Genomic DNA, 13,203 nt, shown 5'->3' on the forward strand with positions numbered 1-13,203 from the left:
CAGCGCCCCCCTCCAGCCCAAGGAGGTACCCCAGTCCCAGCGATCGCGCTAGTCCACCTGGGATACCCCCTAACCTAGCGATACCCTTCCCACGGCCACGGATGCACCTACCAATGCCGACACGACGACCATGACCGATCCGGCGGCGATCGCCGCGATTGTGCCGGACTTGTACGAACGGATCGATCGTCAGTGGCAGACCAAGCCGACCTTTGAGACTGATCTGGTTTATCGCGTGGAGGCGACCGCCGACGGCCAGGTTTTACGCTACGAGCCAACCAATGCGGACGCTACCCGGTACGCTGCCGAAATTCCCCTGCCCCAGTTACAGCAGGCAGCGGCCAGTGCGCCGCCCGCCCGTACACCCCAGGCCATTGCTACGTTCAAAGTGGTCTTTACGCCCAAGGGGGTGTTACAGGTCAGTCCGTGGGAAGGGTATCGCTAGGTTAGGGGGTATCCCAGGTGGACTAGCGCGATCGCTGGGACTGGGGTACCTCCTTGGGCTGGAGGGGGGCGCTGTCCCAGAAGGCTTGCCCTTGGGCCGCCGTGGTACAGCCCTGACCGAACCCCGCCGTATTCAACCCCAGAAAGACACACTTATCCTGCGCACAGGCAAGCGCCCCGGCAGTGTGTTCTGGGTAGAGCAGGTTGTAGCGATGGCCCCGGCTGCCCATCCACCCTTCGATGGCCTGCTTGGGGGAGCGCCAGGTCACCCGATCGCCGATCTGGGCTTTATAGTCGGGGTAACCGCTGATATTTTCCGGTGTAAATTCCGATGGCTGTAGCCCAAATTGGGCCTTCATATTATCGGGACAGGTCCCGGTTTTGGGGTTGGTGTGATCCTGATAGCCCTGCGTGTTCATATCGATCACACGGGCTTCGGCCAAGGCATAAACCCGTTCGTCCCACTGTAACGGCGATCGGCCCTGTTCCTGACGTAGCTGGTTAACATAGGCAAACGCCGCCTGGAGGTCCTTGGGGGAATTCCGGTACCAGTACACCGAGCCAGTCCGATGGGTGCGGGAGAATAGCTGCATCCCCAGCAACATTCCGACTACCGCCACTATCCCCATCACAGTCTGGCGCTTCTGCCGATGGACTACTTGCCGCCCCATCCCTCTAACCCCCGGTTGTGGCTATCTAGACTCAGTGTGCCCATTCCTACGCCCAAACACGCGCATCTTACCCAGAGCCATGCCACGGCGATCGGATTCTCCCAATATCTATTGTCAAGAAACGGTAGGATTGATCCGGTCTTTACAATGAAAAGAACGCATGAAAACAGCATGGGTATTTCCTGGACAGGGGTCGCAGGCGGTTGGAATGGGGCTGGATCTGCAAACGGTTCCCCTGGCGATGGCGCGCTTCCAGGAAGCAGAAGCGATTTTGGGATGGTCGGTCCGCGATCGCTGCCAAGGGGATGAAGCCGAACTGGCCCGCACCCTCTATACCCAACCCTGTTTATATGTCATTGAAACTATTCTGGTGGATCTCCTACGCGATCGGGGTCATCAGCCTGACCTAGTGGCAGGGCATAGCTTGGGGGAATACGTGGCTCTTTATACTGCCGGGGTGTTTGACTTTGCAACGGGTCTGCGGCTGATCCAAAAGCGGGCGGCCCTGATGGATAGCAGCGCCAATGGGGCAATGGCGGCCCTGATTGGGGCCGATCGCGACCAACTAGAGCAGGCCTTAGCCAACACTGCCGAGGTGGTTTTGGCAAACGACAATAGCGCCGCCCAAGTGGTGATTTCCGGAACCCCTGCTGCGGTTGATGCCGTTTTGGCCCAAGTTAAAGCCAAGCGGGCTGTACGTTTGCATGTTTCTGGGGCCTTCCACTCACCCCTGATGGCAGAGGCTGCCGCTGAGTTTGCCCAACACCTTGCACCCATTGCCTTCCAACCAGCCCAAGTTCCCGTCCTCTCTAACGTGGAACCGATCGCCACGACCGATGCCGACTTACTCAAACAACGGCTAGCGGCCCAAATGACCGGGCAAGTGCGTTGGCGGGAAATCTGTCTACAACTGCCGGAACTGGGCATTGAGCAAGCATGGGAAGTGGGACCTGGGAATGTGTTGACTGGCCTGCTGAAACGGACCTGTGCAAGCTTGAAACTAGGGAATATCAGCAAACTGAGTGACTTACCCTAGGGATAGTTGTTGCTCAGTTGCGCAAGGGGAAGCGGCCATTACCCCTTGGGGCTGGGTCGCCGTCGCGGGCGTTGCCAGACCGATCGGGCGGCCTTTTCCTGTTCGTAGGTAATCAAGCGGCCATAGTAGGGGTGTTCGCTCAGGTTCATAGACAAAAACACATGGCGACGAATATCCCCAAACCCTTTGCGCGTGAAGAAATTCACTGCCGGGATATTTTCGGGATCGGTGTCTACCATCATGATGTGGGCACCATCATTGATCAGCCGCTCGATGAGCTTGTCTACCAAACTGTCAGCAATTCCCCGCCGCTGGAAGGCTGGATTGACCCCCAGCCACAAAATATAACCGTAGGTGACCGCATCTTTGCTGATAATACTGCCAAGAACAAACCCCGCAAGCTGGTCATCAATCTCGGCCACAAGACAGTAGTCTGGATCGGTATTGTATAACCCAATAACTTCCCATTCGTCCCAAGTGCGGTAGATATAGGGATACAAATCACTACTGAATAAGCTGTCTCCTAGGTGATAGACGGGTGCAAGGTCATCTATCTCCATATCCCGGATCAGGATGGGGGCAGCTGCTCCCGGTTGCTCTGGTACAGTAGGGTCTATCTCAGGGGGAGTCGCGTCAGTCATAGGGCTAGTTAACCTGTAAGGATTTAACAGAAAGCTGTTAGTGGGGTAGGTATCTTGCCTGTGGCGGAGATAGCCGAGACCGCGCTCCCAGGTTTCGTGGGTACGCTACTGATCCTGGATAGGTTCCTGGATAGGTTGTCTGGCTTACCAAATGACTGGATGGAGTTCCGGTGTCCCATAGAGCATCTGGCGATCGACTGCCGAAAAGATCTGGTTAAAGGCGGGGGGAGCCTGAATACACCGGCAGACCAGATCCGCCACATCGGCCCGATGAATACTACCGGCGATCGTGGGATCTTGAATCAACACGCCATTGCCTGTTGCTGGCTCCGACTTGAGACCGCCGGGACGCACGATCGTATAGGTCAAACCACTGGCAATTAGGTGTTGCTCGGCCTTGTCCTTTTCCACGAGCACTGGCCCCAAGGCTTCGAGGATATGGGGAGCCAAGGCAACGGCACTGTTGCCACTGCCGATCGACGACACCAGGATAAATTGCCCCACCCCGGCAGCCGCTGCCGCATCAATCAGATTGCGGTTACCCAGGTAATCCGATCGCTGGCCATCCTGGGGCAGACCCCCAACAGTGCTGATCACTGCTGCGATCTGGTCCCCCTGCATGGCTTGGGTAACGGCAGCGGGATCGAGGGCATCCCCCAGCACAACGGTAATCCCCATAGCTTCTAATTCTGGACGGGCCGCTTCACTACGGAGGAGAGCCTTGACAGCATAGGAGGGATTGGCGGCAAGGCGCAGGGCAATTTCTCGACCCACACCGCGACTGGCACCAGCTAGAAAAATTAAGGGTTGGGTAGTCATTACGTTGCTAAAGGGTGATCGTCCACAGGTTATTTAACTGATTATTGGTGACGCTGACGAAGTCACCGGAATCAAAGTCGCTGGTGGGGGTATTGGCCACGATGCCGAGAATTCGGCCATCCCCCAGGCGAATAATGGCATCATCGCCCGCCCCGGCCACAATATCCCCGGCATTCTCAAAGCGTAAATCGGAGAAATTTAGGCCATCGGTCAGGCCAATGAAGTCAAAATCATCTTCATAAATCAAGATATCGACCAGGTTGATGTTGGCGTCGGCTTCCTCAGTTCGCAACACCAGGGTATCGCGTCCCAGCCCACCATCGAGGGTATCGCGTCCCAAATCCCCCACCAGCGTATCATTGCCATCTCCCCCGAAGAGGAAGTCGTTATCCTTCCCCCCCCCGCAGTACATCATCACCATCCTGACCCAAGAGTTCATCGCTGCCAATATCCCCCCGCAGCGTATCGTTGCCGTTACCCCCGAAGAGACGATCCAGCCCCTTGCCGCCCAGGATGCTGTCGGACCCAGAGCCACCATTGAGGCTATCATTGCCGCGATTCCCCACAATTAGCTCATTATCACTCGACCCCAGCAGCGTATCATCGCCGCTGAGGAGCCAAACGCCATTGGAAAATCCCCGTAACTGCCCAAAGGTCAGGGTTTCGTTATCCGGACCTAGCGTTCCTAAAAGGCGATCGTTGGCGGAATCTACTGTCAGTGCCATACCGTTAATCTCTCCTCCATCCTATGTCCAGTGTTCAGTCTAGTGTCCAAGCTAGTGTCCAAGCCCTGGCTAAGCTGAACGACGTTACAATTGCCTCAGCTTAACAGATCAGCACTTAACGGCCACTTCAGACGCTTTGGGGCGATCGGACGCCGGACCTGCCATTGATTAAGGTTGGATTAGATCTGGATTGGGGTTGGACTAAGGTTGAATTGGGGTTGCTTCTCCCTATAACCATGAGCCAAACTGCTGGCTAAATTCTCCCTGGAGGATCGCTTGCCGAATGCGTTGGGTGAAGCGCACTAATTCCGTGACGTTATGCAGGGTTAACAGGGTATAGACGAGCAGTTCCCGCATCCGCCAGAGATGGTTGAGATAGGCCCGGCTGAATGTTTGGCAGGTATAGCAGGGACAGGTTTCATCCAAGGGGGCAAAATCCTCCCGGAATTGGGCATTTTTGATATTCCAGCGTTCCCCCTGGACCAACACACTGCCATGACGGGCCAACCGGGTGGGAATCACACAGTCGAATAAGTCCACCCCCGCCGCGATCGCCTGCACCATTTCCCGATAGGTTCCCACCCCCATGAGATACCGGGGTTTGTCCACGGGCAGGAGCGGTGCGGTAACTCGGACAATTTCGCGAATCAGGGGCGCCGGTTCCCCCACACTGACCCCACCGATCGCATAACCCGGTAGGTCCAATTTTGCTAACGCGACGGCAGCCGCTTGGCGCAGATCCGGGTAAGTGCCTCCCTGGACAATGCCAAACAACGCCTGATCGGGACGCTGATGGACCGCGATCGCCCGTTCGAGCCAGCGGTAGGACCGTTCCGTGGCCTCTATAATCGCCTCGCGACTGGCGGGATAGGGGGGACATTGGTCAAAGGCCATGATCACGTCGGCCCCCAGTTGGTTCTGGATCGCGATCGCTCGCTCCGGGGTTAGCTCAATCAAGCGGCCATCGCGGGGCGATCGAAACACCACCCCCATTTCCGTAATCTTTTGCAGGGGACGATCTGCGGCCTGTCCCCGCCCCAGGCTAAACACCTGAAACCCACCGGAGTCAGTCAGGATCGGTCCTTCCCAAGCCATGAACTGATGGAGTCCCCCGGCTTGGGCCACCAGCGCCTCCCCCGGTTGTAGGTGCAAGTGGTAGGTATTGGCTAGGATCATCTGTGCCCCCGTCGCCTGGAGTTGCGCAGGGGTGAGGGATTTCACGGTGGCTTGGGTACCCACCGGCATAAACCGAGGGGTTTCTACGGGACCGTGGGGGGTGTGGAAACACCCAGCCCGTGCCTGGGTTTGGGTGCATTCCGCCTGACACTCGAAGCGAAAGTGGCCGTGTTCGCGCCGCGTCTCCGCCAGAGGATCGGCGGGTGGCCTTGCCAAGCTGTCCCCCATGTCTACGCTCACACCTACGATCGCAAGCCCCGCAGGGCCGCCTCAGCCGCCTGGACCCCGGCCTGATCCCCCTGACTACGGTACAAATCCCGCGCCCGCTCTAGGGCATCCTTCGCCTCCTGGCCCCGCTGCCGCCCCTGGAGGGCCAAGCCCAACTTATAGTAGCCCAGGGCATTATTGGGTTCCTCGTCCAGGACCTGGCGGTAGAGAACGATCGCCCGCAGGTAGTTTCCTTGCTCCATGAGGACATCACCAATCCGGAGCCGGATTTCGCGGTTATTGCGATCGAGGGCTGCCGCTTGCCGATAGGCCGACATGGCCCCCTCCAGGTTGCCCTGGGTCTGGAGCACTTTGCCAATCTTGAGGTGAACATTGGCATCACGGGGAGCTAGCCGTGCTGCGGTAGTTAAAGCTTCAATGCCCGCTGCCGAATTCCCCATTCCCAATTGGGCAATGCCGAGGGCGACCTGTATTTGGGGTTGATTGGGGGCCACCCGCACCGCCTGGTTGAGTAATTGCAGGGCTTCAGCAAATTTCTGTTGCCGCATCAGCGTTGTGGCCAGGGCTTCGTAGGCTTCCCAGTTATTGGGTTCTAAACTCAGGACTTGACGATAGGCCGCGATCGCGCCGTTATAGTCCCCCTGGCGGAAGAGGACCGTTCCAACCCCCAGTTGGGCTTTGATGTGGTTGCGATTCAGTTGAATTGTGCGCTGGTAGGCGCTGGTGGCTCCGGGATAGTCGCCGAGGTTCGCGAGGCTGTAGCCCAGGGCGTAGAAAAAATCAGCATTGTTGGGGTCAAGGGCTGTGGCCTGCTGATAGGCTGCTGCCGCTTCCCGGTAATTACCCTGGCGGGCCTGGAGAAACCCAATGCCGGAGTATAGTTTGGCATTCCGAGGATCGAGTTGAAGCGCCTGCTGATAAATCGCGATCGCCTGGGAGAAATTATTGGCATTGATCGCTTGACGGGCCTGACGGAGCAACTCATTTAGCGCGCGCTTGTTGTCTGGCGTATTGGCCTGGGCCAGCAGGGGATGGGCTTGGGCTGCCGCTGGGGGGATCGGGGCAAACCCACCTAAGAGCGCGAGGCAAATCAATCCTTTTCCCAGGATCGGCAAACTATTCCGCAAAATCGCTTTTTCCTCCAGCATGGTTGTGTGGTTGTTCGGTTTGGCTACAGGGAAATGAACGGGATCGGTGGACGGGATGGGCCGCATCGAATCGGGATCGCCATCGAGGTTAGGAACGGGATTGTTTACATGATCTGTACTCTTTTACTGATTTTAGGGACTGATTTTAGGGGGCAACACCCTGAACAATTAACACGGAACAGGGGACATGGTGAATGACATAATTACTGACGCTTCCCAGGAGGACTGCTGTCACCAGCGATCGCCCACGACGGCCCAGGATAATCAAATCCGCCTGCCAGCTTTTGGCCAGATCCCGTATCCAGGTGGTTGGGTTCCCCACCTTAGACACCGACTCCACCGCGATTCCGGCCTGCTGCGCCCGCTCCACATAGGTTGCCAACCAGCTATCCACCCGTTCCAACTCCTGCAATAACCATTCTTCTTTAACCCGCACACTGGTTGTGCTGCTGCGCAGGCTGAAGAGGGGGTTATCAGAAGGCATATCATCGGCATCCACGTTGAGGCAGTGCAGAATCAGGAGCTTAGCCGTTTCGCGCTGGGCCAGATCCAAGGCTTGGGCAAAGACGCTATCCGCCTGAGCCGATCGATCGATCGCGACCAGAATTCTCTTAAACGCCATCCCTACCTCCCTGTCTGCCCCTGCTGGCGAAATTTTCCCAGAAATCTCCTCTGAGTGGCCTAAACGGTCATGATGTCTTTTTCCTTCTCAGCTAGAATGGCCTCGATTTTGACCACATACTTATCCGTTAGCTTTTGAATGTTGTCCTGTAAGTCGCGGGCTTCGTCTTCGGACATTTCACCGTTTTTTTCCAACTTGCGGACCGCATCGATCGCGTCGCGGCGGATATTGCGGATCGAAACCTTGCCTTCCTCCGCCATCTTGGCCGCCATCTTGGCCAGTTCCTTGCGGCGTTCGCTGGTGAGGGGGGGGATATTCAGGCGAATGGTTGAACCGTCATTATTGGGTGTCAGGCCAATATCGGACATCTGGATCGCCTTTTCGATCAAATTGAGGCTACTGCGATCGAAGGGTTGAATGGTAATCGTACTAGAGTCCGGTGTGGCAATACTGGCCAGAGACTTCAGGGGAGTTGGGGAGCCGTAATATTCGACCATCACCCGATCCAGGATCGCCACATTCGCCCGTCCTGTTCGGATCGTATTAAAGTCGCGCTGGGTTGCCTCCACCGCTTTTTGCATGTGACTTTCAGCATCAGCTAACTTCACAGAAACCTCCCACAGTCGTTCCAATCGGTTCACCCATTGCGGCTCGACGAATGTTGCCGCGCACGGCGAGGTCAAACACCACAATGGGGATGTTGTTATCTTTGCACAAAGCGATCGCGGTCCCGTCCATCACCCGTAAGTCTTGGGTCAAAACGTGACCATAGGTGAGGGTTTGGTAGCGTTTGGCCTGGGGATTGGTGCGGGGATCGGAGTCGTAAACGCCATCGACCTTGGTGGCCTTGAACAGGACTTCGGCATTGATCTCCGCTGCCCGGAGGGCCGCTGTGGTATCGGTCGTAAAAAACGGGTTACCTGAACCCGCCCCAAAGATCACCACCCGTGATTTTTCCAAATGGCGAATCGCCCGCCGCCGGATATAGGGTTCCGCCACCTCCTTCATTTCGATCGCCGTCAGCACCCGTGTCGGCACCCCCGCCCGTTCCAGGGCATCTTGCAGGGTGATGGCATTCATGACCGTGGCCAGCATTCCCACATAGTCCGCCGTGGCCCGTTCCATCCCCGCTGCCGATCCCTTGACCCCGCGAAAAATGTTGCCGCCCCCGACGACGATCGCCACCTGAATGCCACTTTGCACCACCTCCGCAATTTCCTCCGCGATCGCCTGGACAATATCCGGATCAATGCCATAGGCAAGGTCGCCCATCAGGCCTCACCACTGAGTTTAAGCAAAATACGCTGATAGGTTGCCATGCAATCTTTGCGCTCCTTTGTAAGCATCTGTGATCGATTGGGCGAATGGGGGGCGGCCACAACTCCCTAGCAGCAGTAGGGGGCAAGGACAAGCAATCGCAACCAAATGTAACCCAAATCTAAAATACCAGTCCTTGGGTGAGTGGGCTATCCAAACCTTGATCCGAGCCGGGAGGTTGGCTGCCGAGGGTGGCTGGTTCAGGGGGAGGCCGAAAGCGGTGGGTGAGGATGCCGTAAGATGCAAAGGACACTGACAAGCAAGGACACTGACAGGCTCGGTCTATGTCTATTCAGGCAACTCATGCAACCTCGATTCATGCAACAGCGGTGATTGAACCCGGTGCCCAACTGGGGGCAGGGGTAACGATCGGTCCCTTTAGTTATCTCGATCGCGATGTCGTGATTGGCGATCGCACGGTGATCGGTCCCCAAGTCACCATTTTGGCCCATACGACCTTGGGCGCAGACTGCCAGGTCCATGCCGGAGCCGTTTTGGGGGGATTGCCCCAGGATCTCGCCTTCAAGCACCAGCCCAGTTATGTGCAAGTTGGTTCCCATTGCGTCATTCGGGAGGGGGTCACTGTCCATCGGGGCACCCAGGCGGAAAGTGTGACGAAGATGGGCGATCGCTGCCTGCTCATGGCCAATAGCCATCTGGCCCATAATGTCCAACTGGGGGAACAGGTGATCGTGGCCAACAATGCCCTGCTGGCGGGCTATGTGCAAGTGGGCGATCGGGCCTTTATTAGTGGCAATTGTTTAGTCCATCAGTTTGTGCGCATTGGCCGCTTGGCCATGTTGTCCGGCGGCGCGGCAGTCCAGCAGGATGTCCCCCCCTTTTGTATGACCACTAGCCTCAGCACAAATACGGTGATGGGCCTGAATGTGGTGGGGCTACGGCGGGCCGGTTTGAGTCAGGAGGAGCGTCAAATCCTGAAGCGAGCTTTTCGGGTGCTGTATCGGTCCAATTTAAACGTGTCGCAGGCCCTCGATCGCCTCGAAGCCGAATTTGACTCCCCCCTGGTGACAGAATTGTGCCAATTTATTCGGGCGTCTAAACGCGGGATTTGCCACTTTATTCGAGTCGATCGCCCCTAACCCGAGGCCCGTGGTGAGTGAGCCGCATAGGACCATCAGCCGCCCCCCTAGTCGATCCCTCATTCCACATAGCGATCGCGATTACTACCACAAGCGCTCGCAAGACCAAGCCCGTGGGATGAATGAATACTGGATCGTCGCTCCGATTAGCCAACAGGTGACTGTGCTAACCCTGATCGAGGGTTTATATGAAGCGCACCTGATCGCCGCTGGATTTAAGCCAAACTGGCACCCATTAGGTGTGCCGATCGCCCTTGCGAATTTTGCGCATTCGGGAGCGTACCACGGCCTGATCAATCGGAAACCCGGCGATCGGGACAACTTGATACTGACGTTCCGCTTCCAATTTTTTCAATTCCGTATAGTCTACCCAGTGAATACAGTCCACCGGGCAGGTATCGATCGCCTCCTGGATCAGCGCCGCCGAGTCCCCGTCTTGACGCACCACCCGCGATCGACCGTACTCTGGCTCAATGTAGAACGTATTGCGGGCCACATGGGCACAATGCTTACAGCCAATACAGGTGATCTCATCGACATAAACCCCCTTCTGGCGTAACCCACCCCCAAGCTCTGGCTCTAGCCCGGTGCGATTGGCGGCGGCTTGATATTCACTGCCTAACTCAGGTTCCAAGCCCGTGCGATCGGGGCCAACGGGGTCCGCCAAACCAGAGTAGCCAGGATCAGGACTAACGTCAGACATCCAGGAGCGCTCCTATCACCATACTCGGTTGTGATTCCCAACAAATGATTCCCAACAAATCAGGCAGGCGAAGTGCCTGCCCCTAGGTCAATGTACCAGTAGGAAGTGCCAGCCAGTTTGAAGAGTTAGGACAGCTCCAATCCGGTCACGGCAATGCCCGACCGCTAGCTCATGCGGCGGCTCTAACCTGGGTGGCCCTAACCTTGCCAGCGTTGAACCACTAAGCGGATTGAACCGTCTTGATGGTGTTCTTGCTCACTAACCTGGAAACCTTGTTCAGCCGTTGTGGCGAGGACGGTCTGAAACGCGTAGCGCTGCTTCACCAAACTGAGGAAGCGATCGACGGACCACGCTTGCTGCCAGAATTGTAGATCGGCCACCAACTCATATTCCTGACCATTCCAGCGGAACCCAATGTCATAGCCATTGTCCTGGGGAATCATCACTTCCGCCGTTGTGGTTTGCCCCTGGTACCCGCGCACTGGATGCGGCCCCGCCTTCCATTCAACCCCTAGATCGGTCAGGGCCGTTTGTAAGGATTCCAGATTACGGATTTGGGTTTTGATGTTGCTAAAGTGTGACATGGCTGATTTGACACTCAAGATTGACTAGGGTTAATAGGCTTAGACAAGGCATAGAACAGGTCGTGATGCGGCTGGCTCGGTGGGTAAATCAACCTACGTTGCCAACAACAGGCATCCCCGCTGGCCAATCACCATTGCCCATACATGGACTGGGCCACCGTGGGGGCAGTCGCCTGGGAAACCACAGCAAAATACTCAGCCGTTGTTTCCTGACTCAGGACCTGTCCCAATTGCGCTTCGATCGCGGCGGTGACCTCGGCACAGGAAGACCCCGAAATTCCCGTCACTTTCTCAACCACACGGCCATCCGGATAAATGACAAATTCCAGCGTTTCCATAGGGCTTAACAGGCGATAACAAAGCGGAAGGGTGGAACAGAGACCCCCGATCAGATGGGTAGGTCCCTCAAACCCAGTGAAGTCAATGGGCGACACTGAGTAATTGCACTTAACAAGCACTGGTGTACACACGCTCGTGTACCCATAACGTTCTCAGGGCATCGCCTAACCAGTGGTCAGTGACCAATGATCAAGTGAACCCTCAACTCTTCTCAGTATAAAGACGAAAATCTCATAGCAACTTAATAAATTGATCCAATGACTAGATTAGTCACTGCTATTGGATGCTAGTTTCGCTTAACTTCCCAACACAGTCAAGCACCCATTCCGGGTTGCCCCTCGGTTGAGCAATGGGGCGATCGCGGTTGAATGGCCGCCCCACCGGATCAGACCCCTTGGGGGTTAGGCTCCCTAGGAAATTGCCCATCTCCTGCGGACAATACCCTTAGGTCCACCCATGTGACCCCTACCGTGCCCTGCCTGCGAGCAAGTCCGAACGACGGATGGAATCCCCCCTACCAGCCGGGAGCTGCCTACGACAACGCTATTTAATCCAACACCTCCTAGGACAAGGACGGTGGGGCTATACCTATCTAGCCCTAGATCAAGAGCGATTTGGAGAGCGTTGTGTGCTGCGGCAATTTCATTTGCCCAAGATAGAAAAACCTCGACGACAAGAAGAGATTAAGCTCTATTTTCAGCAAGAAGTTAATCGGTTGTATCAACTTCAGCATCCCTGTATCCCGCGTTTTTGGGCCACCTTTATGGAAGGGCGGGAATTGTTTATTGTGCAGGAGTTCATTCCGGGCTTTTCCTGCCGTCAACTGTTGCTCAGCCGTCGTCAACAGCAACAAACTTTTTCGGAAGCGGAAGTCCTTGCCTTGTTAAAGGCTCTGCTGCCGTGTTTAGACCTCCTACACCAGCAGGATTTAAGTCAGGGGACCCTGGCCCCGGATGCGATCGTCCTCCGGATCTCACCAACCTCCCCCCTGGTCGAGTCCTTGGATCTTGCCATTCCGAATGCCCAAGCCGTGGCGGATCTGACTGACACCCAGCCGATGTTGGTGACCTTTGGCTCGTTTCCTGGGGGGCTGTTGCGGCGTTTATGCCAATCAGAGCAGAGTACGACCGACCTTGACATTCGCCACCTCCGTCAGACCCTTTTCCCAATTGGCCGGATGGGCTTTATGCCCCCGGAGCAGCTCCACGGGCTGGAGGTCCATCCCCACGGTGATCTCTATGCCCTCGCGGCAACCTGCCTGGTCCTCTTAACGGGACAAGATCCAGAGCAGTTATTTGACCAGGCTACCCTGACGTGGCGTTGGCCGCAGGAACAGGTCAGTCCACCCCTGGCTCAGGTTTTGGAACACATGCTGGCGTGGAAACCGGTCGATCGCTATCAATCGGCGGCAGCGGTTCTGGCGGCGTTAAACCTGACCTCACCGGCAAGGCTGTCGGCAAATCCGCCCACCTTAGTCCCTCAACCCGTTTCGCCGCCGATTCCCCAGCCCCTACCAGAGGCTGCTCGGCCCACGGTTAGCGCACCGAGTCCGCTAACCCCGATCGCGCCTGACCGCACCATGCCGCCAGTAACACCCCTCCCCCACCTAGACACGCAGCCCCCGGCTCCCCTTGCAAACCTCCCTGCCTC

At 56.7% G+C, this 13,203-nt stretch carries 18 protein-coding genes; 4 read left to right on the top strand and 14 right to left on the bottom strand.

Annotated elements, in window-relative coordinates:
• The first annotated feature begins 130 nt into the window (after positions 1 to 130).
• Positions 131 to 445, top strand: a complete 315-nt coding sequence (locus ACWIUF_RS07035; protein ID WP_448571576.1) for a hypothetical protein — start codon at positions 131 to 133, stop codon at positions 443 to 445.
• 22 nt (positions 446 to 467) lie between these two features.
• Here the strand turns inward: ACWIUF_RS07035 and ACWIUF_RS07040 are convergent, their stop codons facing one another.
• On the bottom strand, positions 468 to 1,115 hold the full coding sequence (locus ACWIUF_RS07040; RefSeq protein ID WP_448571577.1) for a CAP domain-containing protein: 648 nt from the start codon (positions 1,113 to 1,115) through the stop codon (positions 468 to 470).
• A 160-nt stretch (positions 1,116 to 1,275) separates the two neighbouring features.
• Here ACWIUF_RS07040 and fabD point away from each other — a divergent pair, with 160 nt between their 5' ends.
• The gene (gene fabD / locus ACWIUF_RS07045; RefSeq protein ID WP_448571578.1) at positions 1,276 to 2,151 is read left to right on the top strand and encodes an ACP S-malonyltransferase; all 876 of its coding nucleotides are present in this window, start codon (positions 1,276 to 1,278) and stop codon (positions 2,149 to 2,151) included.
• A gap of 38 nt (positions 2,152 to 2,189) precedes the next feature.
• Here the strand turns inward: fabD and ACWIUF_RS07050 are convergent, their stop codons facing one another.
• From ACWIUF_RS07050 to ACWIUF_RS07095, 10 genes are all read right to left on the bottom strand, one after another.
• On the bottom strand, positions 2,190 to 2,792 hold the full coding sequence (locus ACWIUF_RS07050) for a GNAT family N-acetyltransferase (RefSeq protein WP_448571579.1): 603 nt from the start codon (positions 2,790 to 2,792) through the stop codon (positions 2,190 to 2,192).
• 144 nt (positions 2,793 to 2,936) lie between these two features.
• The gene (locus tag ACWIUF_RS07055; protein WP_448571580.1) at positions 2,937 to 3,611 is read right to left on the bottom strand and encodes an SDR family oxidoreductase; all 675 of its coding nucleotides are present in this window, start codon (positions 3,609 to 3,611) and stop codon (positions 2,937 to 2,939) included.
• 7 nt (positions 3,612 to 3,618) lie between these two features.
• Complete coding sequence (locus ACWIUF_RS07060) at positions 3,619 to 4,026, bottom strand: calcium-binding protein (protein WP_448571581.1); 408 nt, start codon at positions 4,024 to 4,026, stop codon at positions 3,619 to 3,621.
• Positions 3,998 to 4,336 carry a calcium-binding protein gene (locus ACWIUF_RS07065; protein ID WP_448571582.1) on the bottom strand — a complete coding sequence of 113 codons (339 nt, stop codon included), beginning with the start codon at positions 4,334 to 4,336 and terminating at the stop codon, positions 3,998 to 4,000. Before ACWIUF_RS07065 ends, ACWIUF_RS07060 begins: the two co-directional genes overlap by 29 nt.
• Before the next feature lie 228 nt (positions 4,337 to 4,564).
• Complete coding sequence (tgt, locus tag ACWIUF_RS07070; RefSeq protein WP_448571583.1) at positions 4,565 to 5,728, bottom strand: tRNA guanosine(34) transglycosylase Tgt; 1,164 nt, start codon at positions 5,726 to 5,728, stop codon at positions 4,565 to 4,567.
• Between the two features lie 26 nt (positions 5,729 to 5,754).
• Positions 5,755 to 6,954, bottom strand: a complete 1,200-nt coding sequence (locus tag ACWIUF_RS07075; RefSeq protein WP_448571584.1) for a tetratricopeptide repeat protein — start codon at positions 6,952 to 6,954, stop codon at positions 5,755 to 5,757.
• 79 nt (positions 6,955 to 7,033) lie between these two features.
• Positions 7,034 to 7,510, bottom strand: coding sequence for a universal stress protein (locus ACWIUF_RS07080; RefSeq protein WP_448571585.1), 477 nt, complete (start codon positions 7,508 to 7,510; stop codon positions 7,034 to 7,036).
• 59 nt (positions 7,511 to 7,569) lie between these two features.
• Entirely contained in the window at positions 7,570 to 8,118 is a 549-nt protein-coding gene (gene frr / locus ACWIUF_RS07085) for a ribosome recycling factor (protein WP_448571586.1), read from the bottom strand.
• On the bottom strand, positions 8,105 to 8,782 hold the full coding sequence (pyrH, locus tag ACWIUF_RS07090; RefSeq protein ID WP_448571587.1) for a UMP kinase: 678 nt from the start codon (positions 8,780 to 8,782) through the stop codon (positions 8,105 to 8,107). The genes frr and pyrH overlap by 14 nt, the downstream gene beginning before the upstream one ends.
• A 166-nt stretch (positions 8,783 to 8,948) precedes the next feature.
• On the bottom strand, positions 8,949 to 9,080 hold the full coding sequence (locus tag ACWIUF_RS07095; RefSeq protein ID WP_448571588.1) for a hypothetical protein: 132 nt from the start codon (positions 9,078 to 9,080) through the stop codon (positions 8,949 to 8,951).
• Positions 9,081 to 9,111: 31 nt separating this feature from the next.
• On the opposite strand from ACWIUF_RS07095, the gene lpxA reads away from it, so the two are divergent.
• Positions 9,112 to 9,927 carry an acyl-ACP--UDP-N-acetylglucosamine O-acyltransferase gene (gene lpxA / locus ACWIUF_RS07100; protein ID WP_448571589.1) on the top strand — a complete coding sequence of 272 codons (816 nt, stop codon included), beginning with the start codon at positions 9,112 to 9,114 and terminating at the stop codon, positions 9,925 to 9,927.
• Between the two features lie 235 nt (positions 9,928 to 10,162).
• Here lpxA and ACWIUF_RS07105 read toward each other — a convergent pair whose 3' ends face one another.
• From ACWIUF_RS07105 to ACWIUF_RS07115, 3 genes are all read right to left on the bottom strand, one after another.
• Positions 10,163 to 10,630, bottom strand: a complete 468-nt coding sequence (locus ACWIUF_RS07105; protein ID WP_448571590.1) for a ferredoxin — start codon at positions 10,628 to 10,630, stop codon at positions 10,163 to 10,165.
• A 197-nt stretch (positions 10,631 to 10,827) separates the two neighbouring features.
• Entirely contained in the window at positions 10,828 to 11,214 is a 387-nt protein-coding gene (locus ACWIUF_RS07110; RefSeq protein WP_448571591.1) for a DUF1257 domain-containing protein, read from the bottom strand.
• Positions 11,215 to 11,342: 128 nt separating this feature from the next.
• Positions 11,343 to 11,552 carry a DUF2997 domain-containing protein gene (locus ACWIUF_RS07115; RefSeq protein ID WP_448571592.1) on the bottom strand — a complete coding sequence of 70 codons (210 nt, stop codon included), beginning with the start codon at positions 11,550 to 11,552 and terminating at the stop codon, positions 11,343 to 11,345.
• Positions 11,553 to 12,055: 503 nt separating this feature from the next.
• Between ACWIUF_RS07115 and ACWIUF_RS07120 the strand changes: the two genes are divergently transcribed.
• A partial coding sequence (locus tag ACWIUF_RS07120) for a serine/threonine protein kinase (RefSeq protein WP_448571593.1) occupies positions 12,056 to 13,203 on the top strand: 1,148 nt, incomplete at its 3' end.

The organism is Trichothermofontia sp. (genome assembly GCF_053493415.1).